At 46.0% G+C, this 21,313-nt stretch carries 18 protein-coding genes; 12 read left to right on the forward strand and 6 right to left on the reverse strand.

Annotation, left to right across the window (positions count from 1 at the left end; all coding sequences use genetic code 11):
• Positions 1 to 43: 43 nt before the first annotated feature.
• Positions 44 to 1,564: a diaminopimelate decarboxylase family protein gene (locus tag J4N45_RS12475; protein WP_252011636.1), complete on the reverse strand. Its 1,521-nt coding sequence runs from the start codon at positions 1,562 to 1,564 to the stop codon at positions 44 to 46.
• Between the two features lie 678 nt (positions 1,565 to 2,242).
• On the opposite strand from J4N45_RS12475, the gene J4N45_RS12480 reads away from it, so the two are divergent.
• From J4N45_RS12480 to J4N45_RS12490, 3 genes are all read left to right on the forward strand, one after another.
• On the forward strand, positions 2,243 to 3,178 hold the full coding sequence (locus J4N45_RS12480; protein WP_042476694.1) for a bifunctional enoyl-CoA hydratase/phosphate acetyltransferase: 936 nt from the start codon (positions 2,243 to 2,245) through the stop codon (positions 3,176 to 3,178).
• Between the two features lie 37 nt (positions 3,179 to 3,215).
• Positions 3,216 to 4,280 (forward strand): butyrate kinase, encoded by a 1,065-nt coding sequence (gene buk, locus J4N45_RS12485; RefSeq protein WP_234495507.1) that lies wholly within the window; start codon positions 3,216 to 3,218, stop codon positions 4,278 to 4,280.
• Between the two features lie 98 nt (positions 4,281 to 4,378).
• Positions 4,379 to 5,755: an aldehyde dehydrogenase gene (locus J4N45_RS12490; RefSeq protein ID WP_038229549.1), complete on the forward strand. Its 1,377-nt coding sequence runs from the start codon at positions 4,379 to 4,381 to the stop codon at positions 5,753 to 5,755.
• A 72-nt stretch (positions 5,756 to 5,827) separates the two neighbouring features.
• Here the strand turns inward: J4N45_RS12490 and J4N45_RS12495 are convergent, their stop codons facing one another.
• Positions 5,828 to 6,709, reverse strand: a complete 882-nt coding sequence (locus tag J4N45_RS12495) for a LysR family transcriptional regulator (RefSeq protein WP_252011637.1) — start codon at positions 6,707 to 6,709, stop codon at positions 5,828 to 5,830.
• Positions 6,710 to 7,063: 354 nt separating this feature from the next.
• On the opposite strand from J4N45_RS12495, the gene J4N45_RS12500 reads away from it, so the two are divergent.
• On the forward strand, positions 7,064 to 8,308 hold the full coding sequence (locus J4N45_RS12500) for an MFS transporter (RefSeq protein ID WP_252011638.1): 1,245 nt from the start codon (positions 7,064 to 7,066) through the stop codon (positions 8,306 to 8,308).
• A 67-nt stretch (positions 8,309 to 8,375) separates the two neighbouring features.
• On the opposite strand, the gene J4N45_RS12505 is transcribed toward J4N45_RS12500, so the two are convergent.
• Both J4N45_RS12505 and J4N45_RS12510 read right to left on the reverse strand, forming a co-directional pair.
• Positions 8,376 to 9,548, reverse strand: a complete 1,173-nt coding sequence (locus J4N45_RS12505) for a DUF1887 family protein (protein WP_252011639.1) — start codon at positions 9,546 to 9,548, stop codon at positions 8,376 to 8,378.
• Between the two features lie 198 nt (positions 9,549 to 9,746).
• Positions 9,747 to 11,738 carry a methyl-accepting chemotaxis protein gene (locus tag J4N45_RS12510; RefSeq protein WP_252011640.1) on the reverse strand — a complete coding sequence of 664 codons (1,992 nt, stop codon included), beginning with the start codon at positions 11,736 to 11,738 and terminating at the stop codon, positions 9,747 to 9,749.
• Between the two features lie 396 nt (positions 11,739 to 12,134).
• Between J4N45_RS12510 and hinT the strand changes: the two genes are divergently transcribed.
• The 7 genes from hinT (at position 12,135) to J4N45_RS12545 (ending at position 18,246) form a co-directional block, all read left to right on the forward strand.
• Positions 12,135 to 12,485, forward strand: a complete 351-nt coding sequence (gene hinT, locus J4N45_RS12515; protein WP_252011641.1) for a purine nucleoside phosphoramidase — start codon at positions 12,135 to 12,137, stop codon at positions 12,483 to 12,485.
• 115 nt (positions 12,486 to 12,600) lie between these two features.
• Positions 12,601 to 13,998: a COG3014 family protein gene (locus J4N45_RS12520; RefSeq protein ID WP_252011642.1), complete on the forward strand. Its 1,398-nt coding sequence runs from the start codon at positions 12,601 to 12,603 to the stop codon at positions 13,996 to 13,998.
• Positions 13,998 to 14,390: a YcfL family putative periplasmic lipoprotein gene (locus tag J4N45_RS12525; RefSeq protein ID WP_042476720.1), complete on the forward strand. Its 393-nt coding sequence runs from the start codon at positions 13,998 to 14,000 to the stop codon at positions 14,388 to 14,390. The genes J4N45_RS12520 and J4N45_RS12525 overlap by 1 nt, the downstream gene beginning before the upstream one ends.
• A gap of 40 nt (positions 14,391 to 14,430) precedes the next feature.
• Entirely contained in the window at positions 14,431 to 15,021 is a 591-nt protein-coding gene (gene lpoB / locus J4N45_RS12530; RefSeq protein ID WP_042476725.1) for a penicillin-binding protein activator LpoB, read from the forward strand.
• Between the two features lie 52 nt (positions 15,022 to 15,073).
• Complete coding sequence (locus tag J4N45_RS12535; protein ID WP_252011643.1) at positions 15,074 to 15,886, forward strand: phosphotransferase; 813 nt, start codon at positions 15,074 to 15,076, stop codon at positions 15,884 to 15,886.
• 116 nt (positions 15,887 to 16,002) lie between these two features.
• Complete coding sequence (gene ycfP, locus J4N45_RS12540) at positions 16,003 to 16,545, forward strand: alpha/beta hydrolase YcfP (RefSeq protein ID WP_252011644.1); 543 nt, start codon at positions 16,003 to 16,005, stop codon at positions 16,543 to 16,545.
• A 411-nt stretch (positions 16,546 to 16,956) separates the two neighbouring features.
• Entirely contained in the window at positions 16,957 to 18,246 is a 1,290-nt protein-coding gene (locus tag J4N45_RS12545; RefSeq protein WP_252011645.1) for an NAD(P)/FAD-dependent oxidoreductase, read from the forward strand.
• A gap of 101 nt (positions 18,247 to 18,347) precedes the next feature.
• Here the strand turns inward: J4N45_RS12545 and J4N45_RS12550 are convergent, their stop codons facing one another.
• Positions 18,348 to 19,160, reverse strand: a complete 813-nt coding sequence (locus J4N45_RS12550) for a DUF2989 domain-containing protein (RefSeq protein ID WP_252011646.1) — start codon at positions 19,158 to 19,160, stop codon at positions 18,348 to 18,350.
• Positions 19,161 to 19,345: 185 nt separating this feature from the next.
• Here J4N45_RS12550 and J4N45_RS12555 point away from each other — a divergent pair, with 185 nt between their 5' ends.
• The gene (locus tag J4N45_RS12555) at positions 19,346 to 19,630 is read left to right on the forward strand and encodes a YeaC family protein (RefSeq protein WP_252011647.1); all 285 of its coding nucleotides are present in this window, start codon (positions 19,346 to 19,348) and stop codon (positions 19,628 to 19,630) included.
• Between the two features lie 53 nt (positions 19,631 to 19,683).
• Here the strand turns inward: J4N45_RS12555 and J4N45_RS12560 are convergent, their stop codons facing one another.
• Positions 19,684 to 21,243 carry a SulP family inorganic anion transporter gene (locus J4N45_RS12560; protein ID WP_252011648.1) on the reverse strand — a complete coding sequence of 520 codons (1,560 nt, stop codon included), beginning with the start codon at positions 21,241 to 21,243 and terminating at the stop codon, positions 19,684 to 19,686.
• Positions 21,244 to 21,313 lie beyond the last annotated feature (70 nt).

Genomic DNA, 21,313 nt, shown 5'->3' on the forward strand with positions numbered 1-21,313 from the left:
CCTCTCAATTGAGAGGCTTTTGTCCGTCCAGAAGACTTAAGAATTATGCTTTACGCTGCTTCTCAAGTTCTGCTTTTGCTTTTTTGAAACGCTCTGGAAGGATTTGCGTAGCAAATACGTCTTCAACCGTTTCAGCGCGCTTGATTAGCTCAGCTTCACCGTCTTTAACTAGTACAGTTGCAGGACGAGGTAGTGAGTTGAATTGGCTCGCTTGAGACTCTGCGTAGTGACCTACATCCATGATAGCTAGAACGTCTTTTGGCTCTAGAGCTGGCATGCGTGCACCGCTTTCCCAGATTGATGGGATGCAGATTGGACCCGCTACTTCAGTCGTCTTCTCTTGAAGAGGCTGAGTCATCTTGTTCGCTGGTAGAACTGGGTTCTTAGACTCTTGAGACTCAACTAGCGTTGCTAGGTAAGTAGACGCGTCAACCATTGTGTAGGTGTAGTCCATCTCTTGGTCATCTTTCACTACGTATACAGACGTTAGTAGTGTACCGATGTTACCCGCGATGTAACGACCTGGTTCTAGCCATAGTTGTGGGATCTCGAAGCCTTCTTTGTTGAATTCTTCTAGCATGCCTTTACATACGATAGCAGCGTAGTCTTCGATAGTGTTGCGGTTCATCATGTGCTCAACGCTACGACACTCTGGCTCACGCTCACGTGGCCAACCGCCGCCTAGGTCGATTTGGAATGGTTGAACGCCACACTCACGAGAGATCTCGATAACGTTGCGTGCGTACTCACGGTATAGCGCATCCCAACCTTCTGGTTGCTTAGAGAAGCGACCTAGGTGAGTGTGGAAACCGTAGAATTCGAATGCATCGATTTCTTTAACGCGGTTAACGATTTTCTTCGCTTCTTCTTTTAGTAGACCGAATTTGATCCATTTCATCGCGCCGATGAAGTTAGGGAACGGGTATGCATCTGGTTCGAAGTCGTTGAAGAAATCTTCTGGGATAACTTTTAGACGTACTGCGATGCGTACTTTTTCTTTTGGCTTAACTTCAGCAGCGATGCGCTCTACGATTTCAATTTCTTCGTAAGAGTCTAGGTGAATTGCGTAGCCGTACTCAATCGCTTTACGGATAGCTAGCTCAGGCTTCACTGTACCGTTGAGTGCGATAGTTTTTGGATCCGCACCTGCAATGTAAGTTGCTTCAACTTCACCCGGACCGAAACAGTCACCACCTACGCCTTCTTCGTTACAAATAGCACGAACAGCGTAGTTAGTGTTTGATTTGATTGCGAACATTACGTTCACTGGCTTTGGCCAGTTTGAGCCGAACGCGTTTTTAACACGGCGTAGGTTACCACGTAGTGTGTCTTCGCTTAGTACGAATAGCGGGCTACCGTACTGTTCAATGAGATCAGTCGCTTTGCAGCCACCGATGTATAGGTCATCACCTTTAGTGCTTAGTTCATCTGTTGGAGTAAGCAGGTTTTGTAGGCGTTCAGCGTAGTTTTGGTTCGCTTTGTGCTCAGCAAGAAGTTGCTTTTGCTCTTCTAATACAGTGTTTAGGTTTTTAACACTTTCTTCTAGGCGATTTTGGATTGTCATCGTCGACCCTTACTTATGGTAGTCAATGTAATATCTATTTTGTGATTCATAAACTTAAGCGTTCCGAATCACTGTTATTTGCTGAGGTCGAGTATAGGGGAAGGTCTTTGATTGAGGCACTTCACTCAGCGTCAAAAAAACTTACTCTAGTGTCGTTGTTGTACTTTACAAATTGAAAAGCATTATTCACGGCCTGAATGATTGGGTTTGGTATGAGACTTTTTTCGTTTTTTTATTGGAAAAGGTAAATAGATAATCGCGGTGAATTTGCGTTATTACCATGCCATGTTACCTAACAAATACTAGGTAACATACCTGATATAACTGGTGTGTTACTTAGTTCTGCCAGGGCTTTGCTTTGTCATGTAGCGGTCAAATTCCCTCTCAAAATACACCAATTATGTGATCACGATCTGCTCTTATTGCTCAGAGTGATGTGAGAGGCGTTAATCCATTCATGGTCAAATAGTTGTTACCGTAAATCGGTCAAAAAAACTGACACTGAGTGACGTTAATTCCGACAATACCTACGATAAATTCAACTCAACCTTTCACGAGGGTCCAAAAAATAATCCGCTTCAATTGCTCCACAGTGACGGATTGTTTTTAGAGATAAGTGTTTATCGATAATAGAAAGAGGGCGAGTGGCTCTCTTCTTAAATATAAGGTATCGCCCCTATGTACAATAAAGACTTCTTTATTCAGCAAGCTAAAAAGTTCGGTAAGAAGCAACGCATGGTTGTTGCAGCAGCGCATGATGATGCAACGCTAGACGCAGCAAACAACGCATTCCAAGAAGGCATGGCAGACGTGATTCTTGTTGGTGAGCGCGCGCTAATCAACGAAGCAGCAGCAAAAGCAAACGTTGATCTAGCGAACTTCGACATTATCGAAGCTGATGGTCTAGAAGCAATCGCAACTGCAGCGGTATCTGCAATTGCTGAAGGTAAAGGCGACCTACTAATGAAGGGTCTAATCGACACTTCAGTTCTACTAAAAGAAGTGCTTAAGAAAGAGCACGGTCTGCGTACTGGTAACGTTCTTAGCCACGCAGGCGTTCTATTTAAAGAAGGCGGCGACAGCTTCCACGTATTCACTGACGCAGCGATGAACATCATGCCAACGCTTGAGCAAAAAGCGGGCATCATCAAGAACGCAGTGAGCCTAGCGCACTCTGTAGGCATCGAAGAGCCTAAAGTAGCTAACCTGTGTGCGAAAGAGAAGCCATACGACAAGATGCCAGCGACGATGGACGCGGCAGAACTTCAAAAAATGAACCAAAACGGTGAAATCGAAGGTTGTATCGTTTCTGGTCCTATCTCTCTAGATATCGCGGTATCTCAGTACGCTGCAAACCTAAAAGGCTACGAGTCTCCTGTAGCGGGCAACGCCGATATCCTAATGGTTCCAAACATCGAAGTAGGCAACGTATTTGCTAAAGCACTTCAGTACATGGCTGGCTTCAGCATGGCGGGTGTTCTACTTGGTGCACGTATTCCTGTTGTTCTAGTTTCTCGCGCTGACGGCGAAGCTGAGAAGACAGTATCTATCGCGCTTGCATGTTCTGTAGCGGCTATGAGCCAGCAGAAAGAAGCAGCAGACGCGTCTGCTTAATTATAACTAGCAATAACTTAATTTAGGTTTATAAGTGATGAAAATTCTAGCTATCAACCCAGGCTCTACGTCTACAAAAATCGGTCTTTTCGAAGGTACAACTGAACTGTTCGAGAAAACTCTACGTCACAGCGCTGAAGAGCTAGCGCCATTCGGTGCAGTTGTTGCAAACCAAAAAGCATTCCGTAAAGAAGCAATCCTAGCGGCTCTAGAAGAAGCGGGCGTTAAAGCTTCTGAGCTAAACGCTGTTGCTTGTCGCGGTGGTGTTCTTAAGCCAATCGCTGGTGGCACTTACAAGGTTGACGATGCAGTAATCGCAGACCTTCTAGAAGCGCAAATCCAGCACCCAGCTAGCCTTGCAGGCATCATCGGCAAAGAAATCGCTGATGAGAACGGCATCGAAGCATTCTTCACTGACGCTCCAGTAACTTACGAGCTATCTGAGCTAGCGGCTTTCTCTGGTCACAAAGCTATCAAGCGTAAAGGTCGTTTCCACGCTCTTAACCAAAAAGCTATCGCGCGTAAATTCGCTGAAGAGCAAGGTAAGAAGTACGAAGACGTGAACGTTATCGTTTGTCACATGGGTGGCGGTATCACTGTCGGTGCTCACATGGGCGGCCAAACTGTTGACGTAAACGACGCAGTTTCTGAAGGTCCATTCACTCCAGAGCGTTCTGGTGACCTACCAACTCGCGAGCTAATCGACATCTGCTTCAGCGGTGAGTACACGCACGCTGAGATGAAAGCATTCATCCAAGGTAAAGGCGGCGCATTCAGCTACACAGGTAGCATCGACATGCGTGAAATCGAAGAGAAAGCGGAAGCTGGCGACGCTGAGTTCAAACTAGTAACAGACGCTATGGCTTACCAAGTTTCTAAGCAGATCGCTGCTATGGGCGCCGTATTCGGCGGTGAAAAAGTTGACGGCATCCTACTAACGGGTGGTATCGCATACAGCAAGTACATCACAGCTGAAATCACTAAGCGCGTTGAGTTCATCGCTCCTGTAACTAAGTTCCCAGGTGAAGTTGAGCTAGAAGCACTAGTACTAGGTACGCTGCGCGTAGTGAACGGCGAAGAAGCGGCTCAAGTTTACGCTTAATTCGTAGCCTCGCTTAATTGAATAAAGATTAGGAGCAGGTTAAGCGCTTGCTCTTTAAAAGTGGCTTGCCACTGAATACTTTACAGAAGGTAATTATAATGTCATTCGATATCAACAACGCACAAGGCGTTTTCGAAACTGTTGAAGCTGCAATCGAAGCAACTCACAAAGCACAAGTAGAATTCTACGCTAACTCTACTAAAGAAGGCCGTGAAGCAATCCTAACTGCTATCCGTGGCGCTGTACTAGCTAAAGCTGAAGACTTCGCGAAAATGGTTCGTGAAGAAACTAAGCTAGGTCGTGTTGAAGACAAGATCGCTAAGCACCAGCTAACAGCTGCTAAAACTCCAGGTACTGAAGTTCTAGAAACTAAAGTATGGTCTGGCGACAACGGTATCTCTCTAGAAGAGCGTGCACCTTATGGTGTTATCGGTGCGGTTACTCCTGTAACTAACCCAACTGAAACTATCGTTAACAACGCTATCTCTATGCTAGCGTCTGGTAACGCGGTAACGTTCAACGTTCACCCATCTTCTAAAGTTGTTTCTGCGGTAATGATCGACATGATCAACAAAACTATCGTTGAAGCAGGCGGCCCAGCTAACCTAGTTACTATGGTTAAAGAGCCAACGCTAGAAACGTTAAACGAAATCGCTAAGTCTCCACTAGTAAACATGCTAGTTGGTACTGGTGGTCCAGGTCTAGTTAAAGCAATCCTACAATCTGGTAAGAAAGGTGTAGGCGCTGGCGCTGGTAACCCACCTGTAATCGTAGACGCTTCTGCTAACCTAGACCTAGCTGCGGCTGGCGTTTACGGCGGTGCATCTTTCGATAACAACCTACTATGTATCGGTGAGAAAGAAGTCTTCGTTGAAGATTCAGTAGCGGATGAGTTCCTAGCTAAACTAGAAGCAACTGGCGCTTACGTGCTTTCTGCAGAAGAAGCTGAGAAGCTAACTGCACAAATCCTAACTATGGACGAAATCGACGGTGCTAAGCCATGTACTGCGCAAGAAATTGCACGCGTATGGCACCCAGTTAAGCAACACGTTGGTCAAGACGCAGGTGAAATCCTTAAGTCTATCGGCGTTGAGTCTGAGACTCGTCTAGCGGTTATGGTTGTTGAGAACGATCACCCACTAGTACACGTTGAGCAAATGATGCCAGTACTTCCAGTTGTTCGTTGTGCGAACATCGACGAAGCTATCGAGCGCGCAGTTGCTGCAGAGCGTGGTAACAAGCACTCTGCATGTATCTACTCTGGTAACATCGAGAACGTAACTAAGTTCGGTCGTGCTATCAACACAACTATCTTCGCTCACAACGGTCCAACACTATCTGGTGTAGGTTACAACGCTGAAGGTACTTCAACGTTCACAATCGCTGGTCCAACTGGTGAAGGTATCACAAACGCGTACTCGTTCACTCGCGCACGTCGTTTCGCAATCGCTCAAGGCGGTCTGCGTATCGTTTAATTGGTTGTTTGACTGATTGAGACGAAAAAGCCGAAGCTATTGCTTCGGCTTTTTGCTTTGATGGGCTTCCCCCTAGAACAAATCGTAGATCCCTTCTTCAATCCCATCAATTAACGCCTGACGCGTCTCAACGGTATGGTCATTTGGTCTCGACATCTCACCAAAGCTCTCGTAGTACATCCCATTAGGGTGTTTCACCACGACCAAGTGCTCTTTGCGCAGTTCTTGCTTAACTAATGTCTCTGGAATAATGCCCCAACCCAAGTTATCAACCACAGCTTCCAACACCTCTTGGTAGTTGGAGAAACTCATGGTACTGCTCGAAATTGGTCGAAAATCTTGGTGAATTTCGTCAAAAAGGTGAGAAAGTACAATTTGACGGTGTGCCGTGATATCGGTGCTGGTGACATTGGTAAGCTTGGCTAATGCGTGCTCAGGTGAACAAACGGCCATCATGCGGATTCTTTGCAGTGCACGAACCTTGATCATCGGATCGTCACCAGAGCTGAACACCAGCCCATAGCCAAGATCGACGTGGTTCTCTTTAACCAAAGTAGGGATATCGGCGCTTGAGGCTTTGATTGCCGTTAACGAAATATGTGGGAACTCGTCGGCGAGTCCAACTAGCTGGCGACGCCAGAAGTTCGATGGGAGGGTGTCGTCATAAGCAATGCGGATTTTATCGCTGTCCCCTTGACGAAATTGCTCAGCCTTTGAGTAGAGGCTTTCGGCCATTTTAAGGATATTTCGACAATCGGGCAGCAGTGCAGTGCCAGCTTCATTGATTACTAAGCGGTTACGAGTGCGTTCAAACAGCTCCACCCCCAGCTCGTCTTCCAAACTTGATAGCGCCATGCTCAGAGACGTTCTGGTTTTACCCATGATGTTGGCAACTTTTGTTAGCGATCCGTGCTCAGCTGTCAGGGCGAAGACACGCAGTTTTGTAAGGTTCATAGGGGGAAACTTCCAGCTATAGGATTAGCGTCAAAACCTGTCGCTAATGAGTTTATTGTTATGATGGGTAGAGTATAGCATTTCTGACGCCCAGTGAAGTGTTATGTTGACAGTGGGAAGTCCACACTATTACAGGGGAAAGGGGAGCTTGCTATGATTGCGGCCTTCAAAAGCTCTCCGAAATGCAGGGCGCATAGAGTAACAGATGAAAGCCGTTGAAGGGTACCAGTATGTTACTTATTACCGCCTGTTGAGGGAGTTATTATTAGTCTGGGTAAAGGAAGGATGCCTTAACGCTGTGCTAATCCCTAAATCAAATAACCCTATGGATATCTTCCTTAAGAGGTCTGCAACATGTTGAAAAAACTCGGCTTAGAAGGCTGGTTCTCGGCTCACTTTGCTTATGGCATCGTCCAAATTGTTTTCGTTCCTATGATGGTGCCTTCATTCATCCTTGCTCGTACTGGCAGTCCAACCGATGCTGGCCTAGCAATGGGCCTATTTGGTCTTGCGGGTCTTGCTGCTCCTGTAATCGGCATGCTTGCTGACAAATACAAAGCGCACCGTTTAGCTCAGCTATTTGGCATGATCGCTTATCTATTGGCTGGCACGAGTTTCCTTTTAGCTGGAGATAACTTTACGCTGATGGCTATCGGCTCGATTTTCTTCGGCACAGGCTCGGCGATCCTTCTCATGCTTAACCCAGTATTCATCACTTTTGCTGGCTACGATGCAAAAACTGAAGCCTCCAAACTGGGTCGAATGGCGCAGGTTCTTATCATTGGCTCGCTGCTTTCTGGTATTGCACTCGCTTATGTCACGGACCTAGGTTGGTCTTATGAGATGCGCTTTATGGGGATGATGGCAATTGTTGCTGTTCTCGCTGTGATAACTATGCTGACCAACAAAAAGCCTGCACAGCGTATTCTCGATAATGCCGAGGCTATCGCTGCGGCTGCGGCGGAAGAAGATGCACCAAAAGTAGGTATTGCCAAGGTAGTATTCTCTAACTTTGGACTGTTCCTGCTCGCAGTAGGCTTGCTTTGTGCAGGTCAAGGTGCGTTCCAGGCTCAGTATCCTAACCTCCTAGAAAATGGATATGGCGTTGCTCAGTCTCTGTCAGCGGCAAACTTATCTGTTGCGTCAGTGCTCGGTCTTATTGTGTTGGTTGCGGCTGAAAAGTTTGTGGCTCGCTACGGTAACCTAAGTCTATTCAAACTATCTGCAGTGGCGTCTATCGTGGTGATTGGTATCGCGTATGTGATTGCTGAGGCAGGTATGTCTTTGCATTACATCATCCCACTCGCACTGTTCCTTGTTTACCTGCAAGGTATCACGGTGACGGATATGATTTCGCCAGCTATCGCGGCGCGTCTCACTTTTGTGGGTGGTGGCCTGACGCAAGGTCTGATGATGTTCTTTATTTCGCTAGGCTTCGGTATGGGTAGCGTGATCAGTGGTATTGCTGTTGATGGTTTTGGCTGGGCAGCACTTCCGTTCGCGATTCTAGGTCTGACGATCGCGGCTTATGTCTGTGTGTTGATTGTTGGTATGAAGCACATAGCGGCAGTAAAGCGTGAGCAAATGAAGTCGGCATAACGAACTTTGATGCATTAAAAAGGCTTGGCAATCATTGCCAAGCCTTTTTTGTGTCCGAAGTCTGTGATTAACTCAGACGTGAGCGCTCGTCGATACCACCTGCGCCTTGGAACCAAATAGTCAGGTGACGCTTGAGGTCTTTCAGCTCATCAGGGCCAATAAGCGCGAGACCAAGATCTTCAGCACGAGTAATATCGTTATGACGCAGTGGTCTGAAGCTCACCAACATGGCGCGCGCTTGCAAGCCGCCTAAAAGATCGCGAAGTGATTCAAGTTTGTAGAGTGTGTCGTCACCATCATCTCGCATACCTTTTGTTTTGCACTCGATGATGTGAAGTTTGTTGTTGACCACAGAGGCAACATCGAGTTCATTGCGAACCTCGCGCTCACCAAGCTGGCGGTATACTTGAACATTGAGTGAATGGTCTTGAATCGTCGGAACGTCCTCGCGGATCTGTTTAACCGTGCTATGAACCAGATTCTCCAGCCACTCGCCATTAGAGAAGCGTCTCGCATCTTCACTGATAAACGTCAGCACGCCATTGTCGTAGCTGGCAATTTGGGATTCAACCAAGTCGCTGATTAGCATGTTTAGCTCACGATAGCCTTGCTGCTTTTCAGATAGAGCTACATCTAGTTTTTGCTCTTTGCGGCACGTGGTCGCGAGATAGTTCAGCGTCGCAAGACCCGGACCAAGTTCAAGCGCATTACTTGCCCATTTCTCTCCAAGGTCGTAAAGTTTTTTGTCCAGCTGAGGAGGCAGGTCGTAATCGGTAAACTCACCTCTTGCACCGAAGATAGTGAGGTAGTCACCGATAGTAATATGGTCTTGGACCTGCGCATCTTGCGCGCCCTCAGGATAAAGCCAGCACATCCTGTCACTGTTTGGTTCGACGACAAAGATTGGCCAATGGAAGGTGCGGAATACTTCGTAAACAGAAAGTAGGCGGTGACGAAGGCCACAGCTAGCATTAAGTTTCACTTCCAGATTTTTCTCTTTCAGTGTGTTTGCTAGCTTCAGGATAGATTGCTTGATCGCAGACGTGTTGACGATATTTGGGATTTCGAAAAACTCAGACGTGATTTCACGCTCAGCGAGAACAGCGTTGAGACGCTCATACATACCAAATTGAGATTCGTCACCAATGAAAATGATGTGACGACTGACGGTGCGATCATCAAGTAACGGAGTGACCAAGCGGATCGGATCTTGGTCGATAATGCCTACATGAACGGCCATAGGGTTTCCTTCAACATTTGGCTTGCCGAAGAAAATGGAAGACGACGTCGCGCGATAAGCGCTAGGTCCTTAAAAAGTAAAGCAAGCCATACTCAAGATATAATGGCACGGAAGGGAAAAAACAAGAGCGGGTTCAAAGGAATCCCGCTCTTGATGAATTATTAACAGTGAGTTGACCTGTTAATGTGTTATTTAGCCTTACAGCTTGAAGCGATGAACTAGCTCACTTTGCTGGTTGGCAAGGCTGGTTAAGCTCTGGCTGGTAGAGGCAATTTCTGACATAGCTTGATAACTATCATCTGCGATATGGTTAATCTCTTCGATATTCTTAGCGATGTCTGCAGTGGTCTCACTTTGCTCACCTGCTGCCTGCGAGATATGAGTACTCATCTGGCTAATTTCGATGATCAGGGCTTGAATCTCTTCCATCGCACCATTTGCGCTCGATGCCTGCTCAACAGAAAGCTCCATGTCTTTCATACAGCTTTCGATAACTTGACCTGCGCTTTTCGAGCTCGACTGCAAGTTGCCGATCATGGTTTCAATTTCAGTGGTCGACTCGGTCGTTTTCTGAGCCAGTACACGAACTTCATCAGCCACGACTGCAAACCCGCGTCCTTGCTCACCAGCACGTGCGGCTTCAATGGCAGCATTAAGTGCAAGAAGGTTAGTTTGCTCTGCGATGTTGCGGATAACATCCAAGATGCTGCCAATCTGGCTACTCATTCTCTGAAGTTCACCAACCGCTTCTACTGATTCGTTTAGGCGAGTTTCAAGCTGATTGATGGTGCTGATATTGGTGCTCATGATTTGTCGACCAGACTCAGAAGCAGACTCTACCTGATGCACTTTGCTTAGTGAGCTTTGCGCGCTGTTAGCGACCTCTTGCACCGAATGTGACATTTCTGTCATTGCGGTTGCAACGTTAGCGGTCTGCTCTCTTTGCGCACTAAGTTGTTGCTGGGCACTTGCCGATGTCGCTTGGTTGCTACTTGCCGTTTCTGTTAGGTTGTCAGACGCATCATTCAGTTTAACCAAGACATTGTGCAGACTGTCAGCGAGGGTATTGATGTGATTGCCAAGACGACGGAACTCGTTGTTGTATTTCACTTCGATACGCTGCGTCATATCACCTTCGGTGAGGCTTTCAAGTGTTTTCAGCGTGCTGTTAAGTGGCTGACGGACACTTTGCGCAATATGATAGCCGATACCCACAGCAATTAGAGTCACCACAAGGCCGATACCGATAGCTTTGATAACGCCCTGGTCATAAATATCGCCAGCATTTGCGAGAGACTGGTTTAAATTACCGGTCGCAAATTCGTTGAATCCATTCAACGTCTCCATAGCTCCGTCTACTTCAATCGCGAGGTTCTCGATGTTCTGATACAGGGCAGCTCGTGCGATCAGATAGTTATTGTGTTGATCAAGCACGCCGCCTTTTTGGCCCACATCTTTCGAGAACTGTTGAACCGAAGCTTCAAACGCTTTCTTTAGCGCTGGCATCTGTGTCGCAAGACCGTTAAACGCGTAATTAAGGTGCGTGACAGCTTTACGGTTTTTGTTAACTGCGTCTTGTACGAACGTTGTATCGCTGCTTGCTAGTGCATCAGAGGTAATGAGCTCAGCATCTTTTAGTTTGATGAAATAGCTCTTCGCCATCACTTTCACTGAGATGCTCGATGCGTCATCCACATATTCTTTCATGCCGACAGATAGGTCAGTATTGAGTTTTTGAAAGCGGCGGGTTGATTGCTGAACTTGTTCTTGAGCTGCGAACATGGATTGATAGTTATCCATCGCAACCTGCGCTTCTTGATCGTATCGCGTTTGAACGTCTCTTAATTCGGTAATGGCTGCTTCGAGTTCTGGAAAGCCTTGGCTAACCTGAGCGAGTTCTTCGAGTGCGCTGCCAAAGCTTTGCATAGAGGCGGAGAACTCTTCACGGCGAAGTGCCATACGTTCTTCGTTCTGCGTAGTAAGAAAGTCTTTGAATGACTTATCAGCCGATAGCAGCTCCACGCTGGTTTGGTTAGACATCGACACTAGAGGCAAAGAGGTATTCGATACTGAGCCAAAGTTGTCGTGAATTTGACTCATGCCGTTGAGCATTATGCCAATGGTGATGACGAAAAGAACGACAATAAGCGTAAAGCCCGCGTACATTCTTCTGATTACAGAACCCTGCATTTATCTCTCCCTATAAAGTGCAGCAATACAAAAACGATACAAAAATTAACTGGACCATCTAGACCAAACTAAGCACTATCAATGTCTGAGCTTAGTTTTTTGGCGTTGTGTCTCTTTATCGTTAGAAATAGCAAAAACTGAAATATAACGAATAAGCAGTGCTACGTTTTATGACGCACTCATCAAAAACACAATAAAACTGATAGTTTTATGAAGAATTGTTAGCTGAGGCTTTGAGCAAAAAGTCGACACGCTGAAGATTTGAACAATAATAAAAACAAGTAGCTAGTTGGAGATTGCTTTCAATTGTGATCCCTAATTCCATGGTGCATACTTTGTTAATGCGGCGAGAATTCGCCTTGTTCTTTCTATTTGATTTGGAAATTGGAGTGCTTCATGGCTGAAGAAACTATTTTTAGCAAAATTATTCGCAAAGAAATTCCTGCTGATGTGTTGTACCAAGATGATTTGGTGACGGCATTTCGCGATATTAACCCTCGTGCTCCAAGTCATGTTTTGATCATTCCGAACAAGTTGATCCCAACAGTCAACGATATTGAAGCGGAAGACGAAGCCATGATGGGACGTATGTTCACTGTGGCAAAGAAGATTGCTAAAGAAGAAGGGATTGCTGAAGATGGTTATCGCTTAATCATGAACTGCAACTCTTACGGTGGACAAGAGGTTTACCATATTCACATGCACCTAGTTGGTGGTCGTCCACTTGGCCCGCTGTTAGTGGGCTAATCTTGCTAGCTATGGCAATGGCAAAATCAATGGCAAACGAAAAGCCATTTGCAACCATTATGGATCGTTGTTGTCATAGCTTCACTATAATCTGAGTCAATTCTATTTATCACTCATGCTAAAACGTTGCGTAAAACATACTATAACTATTGCACTTACTGCGACCTTGACGGCTTGTGCAGGGCTCTCTGCCGGTAACTTGTTTAGTCATTATACTCAGCAAAATACTATCGTTTATCAGTCTGTTAAATCTGGTCAGTATGAAAAAGCGCAAGCCGCATTACCACAAGACGTGGTGGCGGGAGATATTTTGGATAACTTTGAGCGAGGGCGGGTCGATTTTCTTAATGCAGACTACCCAGAGAGTAAGTCTGCGTTAGAGGTTAGTGATAAAGCCGTTCGTGTCCAGCAAGACAAGGCCCTGATATCGATAAGTGATACCGCAACGAGCGTTGGTGCTTTAGCGGTTAACGACAATATTACCGAATACGTGCCGCCTGACTATGAGCTTGGTTTTTTGCATCTTTACCTAGGTCTCAACTATGTTCAGAAAAACGATTTAGATGGCGCGTTGGTCGAAGTTCGACGAGCAAATCGGGTTCAAGAGCGTGCGAGGCAAGCCAGAGAGAAAGACCTGCAGTCCGCCGAGAACGAATTAAAGCAAAAGGGTTTGTCGCCTAACCTTGGATCTGTGTTATCGCGCTATCCAGATGCTGGAAATAAGCTAAAAGCAGTACAAAATGGCTATCTGCTGTATTTATCGGGCTTATTGTATGAAGCGTCTAATGATCTGAATGGTGCCTATATTGACTACACCAGAGCGCTTGCTGTCGCCCCTGACAATGAAGCGGTGATTGAGGCTGCCATTCGCGTTGCAAAACGCTCAGGTAGAAATCAAGACCTTGCGAAGCTGAAGAAACAGTACGGGGATAGACCGGGCATTTCCGAAGGGCAAGGTCGAGTGATTATCCTAGAGGAGCGAGGTGTTGTATCTGCAATGCAGTCTTGGAATCTGACTTTGCCTGTTTATGACAGTCAAGGCAATACGGCACTTTATACTGTTGCGCTGCCATATTATGTTCCAAGCGTCTCACCCAAGCTACCACCTTTGACATTGGATAGTGCATCGGTGAAAACAGATGAACTGGTTGACGTTAATCTGATGGCACAGCAGCAACTAACGGAAAATATGCCAACCATCTTGCTAAGACAGGCGCTGCGGGTCTACGCCAAAGACCAAATTCGTAAGAGCACCGCAAAGGACGACGATGTAGGGAATCTTCTTTTCAATGTATGGAACACCTTAACAGAGCAGCCTGACACAAGAAGTTGGCAAACGCTTCCTGGCAATGTGAATGCGGCGAGTAAAATCGTAAAAGCGGGTGAGCATACCGTTTCTGTTGATGGTCAGGACTATACTTTTGAAGTAAGAGACCGTCAGACCGCCCTCGTATGGGTATCTAGGCAAGGTGGAAGTGCCACAATCTGGCATAAGCAATTAGGAAGGATGTGATGAAAAAGTGGTTAGTAGCAATAGGTGTACTTCTCTCGTTAATTGGTTGTGCATCTAACAAAACAGCGGGTATTAAGATAGAAGGTCAAACTCAAACCGTACTGTACGGTGACGAGAGGATGGGAGACAAGTTCTCTGTTGATGACATTTCTACGGTTGATACTAATGGACACCCAAGAGCGGTCGTTAAACTTTCTAACACAACCTCTGTTGACCAAATTATTCAGTACCGTTTTTATTGGTACGATGAACAAGGGTTGGAAGTAAACACTAAGCAGGCACCTTGGAAGCGTGCGATTTTGAGGGGTGATGAAACTATTACCCTGTCAGAGGTGTCTGTAAATCCAAATGGTAAAGATTTCCGTGTGCAGTTGCGCGGAGCTGATGATTAATTTCCACATGTGGAAACGTAAGCAAGACTAAGGAAACAAAATGAAAAAGAGTATTATTGCTTTGTTAGGTTTGGCTGTCATTCTTGGCGGTTGTTCAAACAAAGTCAGCTATGGCGACGCACAAGCAACAGAAACAACAACCATCGACTTTGGATCAACGGATCTGCAAAAGATCGCTGGTGACATGGTTGACAGTATGTTGATGTCGGGTTCGGTTGCGGCAATTACCCGCGATAGCCGACCAATCGTGTTCGTAGAGCGCATCAAGAACAAAACCACAGAGCATATTGATACTGAATCTATCACCGACACTATCAGTACCAAGATGTTGAATTCAGGTAAGTTCCGCTTTGTCGACATGGACCGAGTAGAATCTGTTCGTGAGCAACTTAACTTCCAAAACAATGATGAGCTTGTGAATCAAAGCACTGCGATTCAGTTTGGTCAAATGGTGGGTGCTCAGTACATGCTATATGGCAACCTGAGCAGCATCGTGAAGGAAGCGGGTAGCGATAAAGACGTATACTATAAAATGACAATGCGCCTAATGGACCTAGAAACAGGTCTGATCGAATGGGCAGATGAGACCGAAATTCGTAAGCAAGAGTCTCGCTCTGTACTAGGTCTGTAAGCTGACTAGTCGCTTTTCGCCAACAGGCTATAGTTGGGAAGAGGCGTTGCAGTTGTCACCAGACCTAGCTGCCATTCCTCCTCTTATCAATGAAGTGCCCCTCGGGGCACTTCCGCTTTCTGGTGGATTAACTAACCGAAGTTGGCGCATACTCACTCCAAGCCTTGGGTGGGTAGTATGGCGTGCAAATGCCTTGCACAGTCAGATATTCGATATCTGTCGTCGTAATGAAGCAAAGGTCATCAATGCGGTTTCGCCTTCGATACCAACCTATCAAGTCCTCAAAAAAAATGAGCAAGGTCTCTTGGTCTCATGGATAGAAGGACACCCATATCAACAGCCCGATCCAGAACCGGCTATTGCACTATTAGCCCGCATTCATAGCCTTGCACCTGATACGTCGATTCGTCAGTTCGATTTTCAAACAAAGGTAGACCACTATTGGTCTCACATTCACGATAGTGACTTAAAAGCGCGCTATAACTCTTTCTACCAAGCATTTCGAGCGCCACCAAACCTTAGAACCTCGATGAGTGCGATCTGCCACTTTGATTTTGGCTTTCATAACTTACTCAAATCTCAAGGTGATATCGCTGTGATTGACTGGGAGTACGCCGCCATCGCATCACCAACGTTGGACTTAGCGATGACGTTAGATATGTTAGGGCTGGACTTCAAAGATGGCTTAACGCTCTATCAGAAGTATCACGCAGTAGAGCGCCCCGAGGATTGGTATGCTGACATGATGGACTGGAAACCTCATATCGACCTTATGGCAATGCTTTGGTATGTGTTGGCCGCGCAAGTTTGGGAGAGTGGCGATTTTTACACCACGGCAGAACAAATTTATCAACGAAATTGTTGAATGGATCACTGTTTATTAGTTCTTTTATCCTAAATGGGCTTTAACCCCTTTGAAGTTATGGCTTTCATGTTAGATTTAAGGAAAGCGTACCATTACAGGACTGATCGAGAGGTACTATGATTATCTATCTTCACGGCTTTGACTCAACAAGCCCAGGCAACCATGAAAAGGTTCTTCAGTTGCAATTCATTGATGAAGATGTTCGCTTCGTCAACTACAGCACTCTTCATCCAAAGCACGACATGCAGTTTTTGCTCAAAGAGGTTAATAAGTTAGTTCAGGAGTCTTCCGACTCGAATCCGCTCATTTGTGGTGTTGGTCTAGGTGGCTATTGGTCTGAGCGTATCGGCTTCTTGTGTGGGATTAAACAGGTTATCTTCAACCCGAACCTTCACCCAGAAGAAAATATGCAAGGGCGCATCGACCGTCCTGAAGAGTACGAAGATATCGCGACCAAGTGTGTAGAGAAGTTCCGTACCAAGAACGCAAAACAGTGTATGGTTGTTTTATCTCGTGAAGACGAGATTCGTGACAACCAAGAGACCGCTGACGAACTAAGTGATTACTACGATGTGACGTGGGATGAAACCCAGACTCACAAATTCAAGAAGATATCTCAGCACTTACAAGCGATGAAGGCATTCAAGTTAGCTCAATAAACAAACAATAGCATGCGACATTTATGCGTGCTCTATGGTAAAGACAGCGGCTCTCTTAGTAGGGCCGTTTTTTATTGATAGAAAAATCGTTTGAGAAATAGTCATTTAATTCGGTGTGAAAAAATAATCCCATTGAATAGTTGCGGACATTGATTTGCTCTATATAATAAAACCGTTCCACAATAGTTGATAAATATCAAAAAAAATTGAGAGCAAGAAGAGAACTTGCCCAAAATGCGCAAAAAGTGACGATTTTGCACCGATATGTGAAGTGAAACTGTAAATGTAACGCGTAAGGGGCACCGTGTAGTGACCAAGGTTTACGCATAATGACAAGAATTTTTGTGCTTGGATAACATCGAGGCACGTTTGATTTTCAATTTTCAAATTTCACTTTTTAGGAGAGCCATTGTGACTAATATTGTCGTTGTAGGTGGTGGGGCAGGCGGACTAGAGCTTGCAACCAAGTTAGGCCGAACACTAGGACGTAAAGGGCGCGCCAATATTACGCTTGTAGACCGTAAAGCTAGCCACTTATGGAAGCCATTGCTGCATGAAGTAGCAACAGGCTCATTGGATGAAGGCGTCGATGCATTAAGCTACCGTGCACACGCGAAAAACCATCATTTTGATTTCCAAATGGGTAGCCTTCAAGATATCGATCGCGAGAACAAGCACATTACACTTAGTGAGTTGAAAGACGAGCAGGGTGAGTTGCTGATGCCAAGTCGCACAATCGATTATGATGTGCTCGTACTTGCCATCGGTTCTACGTCTAATGACTTCAACACACATGGTGTGCGCGATAACTGTATTTTCTTGGACAGCCCAGAGCAGGCGCATCGCTTCCGTACAGAAATGAACAACGAGTTCTTGAAGCTACATGCGAAAAATGGTCAAGGTACTGTTGATATCGCTATTGTGGGTGCGGGCGCAACGGGTGTTGAACTTTCTGCAGAGCTGCACAACGCAGTAAAAGAGCTACGTACTTACGGTTTTGGTGATCTAGACTCGAGCAAGCTGAACGTAAACTTGATTGAAGCGGGTGAGCGAATCCTACCGGCTCTTCCTCCACGCATTTCTGGTGCTGCGCATTCTGAGCTGACTAAGCTTGGTGTGACAGTACGTACTGCGACTATGGTCACGCAAGCAGACGAATCAGGTTTGACAACAAAAGACGGCGAGCACATCCCGGCACAGATCATGGTTTGGGCTGCAGGTATTAAAGCGCCTGATTTCATGAAGGACATTGCAGGGTTAGAGACTAACCGTATTAACCAGTTAGTGGTTAAAGATACGCTGCAAACTACACGCGACGATGACATTTTTGTCATTGGCGATTTAGCACAATGTACGCAGGCGGACGGCAAGTTTGTCCCACCTCGCGCTCAGGCTGCGCACCAGATGGCGACACGCGCGTTTGGTAATATCGTGGCTAAGCTGAACAACCGCGAGTTGAAGCCTTATGTTTATAACGATCATGGTTCACTTGTTTCTTTGAGCCGTTTCTCAACAGTAGGTAGTCTAATGGGCAACCTAACTAAAGGCTCGATGATGGTAGAAGGTCGTATTGCACGTGTGGTGTATATCTCTTTATACCGTATGCACCAAATGGCGCTTCATGGCATGCTAAAGACAGGTCTGATGATGCTGGTTGGTCGAATTAACCGAGTACTTCGTCCTAACCTAAAGCTTCACTAATCGTTAAGTTAAACTAATCAAAATAAAAAAAGCCCCAACCATTGATTTGCTTGGGGCTTTTTCGTTTCAGTTAAAACGTAGTAGTCTCGTGATTTCCGTGCTTAGCGAGATAGAGTTGGCGAGTAACTACCATTTTTTATTGCCTTGGCAACGGTATTGGCCTGACTTTTTAACTGATCGTATTCAATGTCGTTTAAGTTAAACATCAACCTCAGCTCGTTATCGGAAGCGATAGGAATATCGAACTGTTTCGCGACCATAGCCCAGAGAAACGATTGTTGTGGTTGGTTTAAGCTTTGCGTTACGCTCGCCAAAGCCTTGATGACGTCCTTGTTTACTGTTTTACCGCCACTTGAAAGTTCAAGAGAACGGTTCAATAGTTGGTAGGTTTTATTCTTATCTCTCGAGATATAGTAAGTGGCAAGCGCGTACTGCAGCTCCGCGGTATCCAACTGAGGAGAGCCTTCCATCTCTAGAAAGCGTCGGCGCGCGTTATGGTCGCCAGTTTCACTCCAAAGAAAATAGAGGGTTTCTGGTGACGTCGAGCCACTCAATGAATTCGTGACCCGTTCTTGTTCGTTAATGGAATACATCAAAGCATCAAAGCGTCTCGCTTTTAGATCAGCTTGCTCGATGGGTTGTATTTGCGAGGCGAGTTCAAGACATTTTCTGTACTCTTTCAACAGATAATACTCTTCAATGGTGTTTGCCTCGCTAGGGGCTTTCATCATCTCGTATCGATGCCAAATAAGATTAGTTCTAGGGATCCGACATTGTCCGTCAGACGTATTGAGAACTGCGCAATTAAGAGAGGGTTCTTGTTCGCAAAGCTGGTCTGTGTTTTTGCGAGCCTCAAAACAGCCGGCTAACATTGACGCGCTTAAAAGAACAAGCAAAGCATGGGGTAATTTCATTTTACTACTTGTGATCGAATACACTGATTTATCTAGCTCAACTTGACTCAGTGTATCATCAGGTTAAGGTTCGAGTAATGAATTAACCTCTCAGAACCACAAAATAGCGGTGCTGCTATCAAGGCAGTGCTATCCAGACAGTGAGACGGTTGAAAATAAATAGTGTGACGACAAGAAGGTTCATTATGGATGTAGAACAATTATTAGAAGCAATGACACCAGATGTGTATGAAAGACTGCTTTATGCGACAGAAACTGGGCGATGGCCAGAGGGCAGTCGATTATCACCAGAACAAAGAGACTCTTGCATGCAGGCTGTAATGCTTTATCAGTCGAAGCACAATGTTGAGCCACAGCATATGTCGGTTGCCGCTGGTGGAGACATTACATTCAAGAGTAAAGCAGAGCTGAAAAACCAGTTTACAGATAACTCGAACGAGATAGCTAGAGTGAAGGTTTCACAAGATTAGTCAATCAGAGTAAACAAAAAGGGGTGTTGCCACCCCTTTTTAGTATTTGTCGATTAACCAGCTAATACGTCGGTTGCGACTTTGTAGCTTGGGTCTTCTTTAACATTAATTTCAACTAAGCTGCCCGCTTTGTCTAGAAGCTTACGGCAGTCTGGGCTGAGGTGGCGCAAGTGTAGGGTTTTACCTACCGTCGCATAACGCTCGGCCAAGGTTTCAATAGCCTCAATCGCAGAGTGATCGGTAACGCGAGAGTTCGCAAAATCAACAATCACATCTTGTGGATCATTTTGTGCGTCAAATAGCTCAAGGAAGTTGGCCGCAGAACCAAAGAAAATTGGACCGTTAACCATGTATTCTTTCGAACCTTCTTCATTGATGTGGCTGCTAGCATAGATATGCTTGGCGTGTTCCCATGCGAACATCAGAGCAGAAGCAACAACACCAACCGCTACGGCAACAGCAAGGTCTGTCATTACGGTTACAGCTGTTACCAACACGATGACAAAGAAATCTTTCTTAGGTACTCGGCGAGCCAGCTTGAAGGTTGCCCATTCAAACGTACCAATAACCACCATGAACATGACACCAACAAGCGCTGCTAGTGGGATCATCTCAATAAGTGCTGCTGCAAATAGAATAAACATCAATAATGCAACCGCGGCAACGATACCAGACAGACGACCGCGACCACCTGAGTTGACGTTGATCATCGACTGACCAATCATCGCACAGCCACCCATTGCACCGAATACAGAACAGGTCACGTTTGCTAGACCTTGACCCACACATTCACGGTTAGATTGGCCGCGTGTGTTCGTCATCTCATCTAAGACTGTGAGTGTTAGTAGAGACTCAATCAGACCAATTGCCGCCAAAATGATGGCATAAGGTAGGATGATCTGCAGCGTTTCCCACGTTAGTGGAACCGCGGGGATAGAGAAAGTTGGTAGAGAACCCGCTAACGTCGCAGCATCGTCGCCGGACATTGAGCGCAAGAAGTCGACAACCGTACGAGTATCAAGACCCAGACCTTGTACCAATAGTGTCACAGTGACAATCGCGACAAGAGAAGAGGGTACTGCTGTCGTGATCTTTGGTAAAAAGTGGATGATCGCCATGGTTAGTGCAACAAGACCCAGCATCAGCATCATTTGATCTTGAGGCAGCCACGTGAGGGCTCCGGATAAGTCTGGTGCTTTAAACTGGCCGAGCTGTGCTAGGAAAATAACGATAGCGAGGCCGTTCACAAAGCCGATCATTACCGGATGCGGTACGATACGGATAAATTTGCCGAGCTTAAAGATGCCAGCACTGATCTGAAACAGACCCGCTAACATAATAGCGGCAAACAAGTACTGAACGCCGTGAGTAGCTACAAGGCTAACCATAACAACGGCCATTGCGCCTGTCGCACCAGAGATCATGCCTGGGCGTCCACCGAAGATAGAGGTAACCAAACCGACGATAAAGGCAGCGTACAAGCCAACCATAGGGTCAACGCCTGCAACGAACGCAAAAGCAACCGCCTCAGGAACAAGCGCAAGAGCAACAGTCAGACCTGACAATACGTCATTCTTTACTGAGTGCTTAGAAAACTGTGGGAATTCAAACATGAAATTAATCGTACTTATGTTGTTGGTTTAACATCCATTTCATCCAGCACACATTCGACATTCAAAATGT

This window comes from Vibrio sp. SCSIO 43140 (genome assembly GCF_023716585.1).
GTDB lineage: Bacteria > Pseudomonadota > Gammaproteobacteria > Enterobacterales > Vibrionaceae > Vibrio > Vibrio maritimus_B.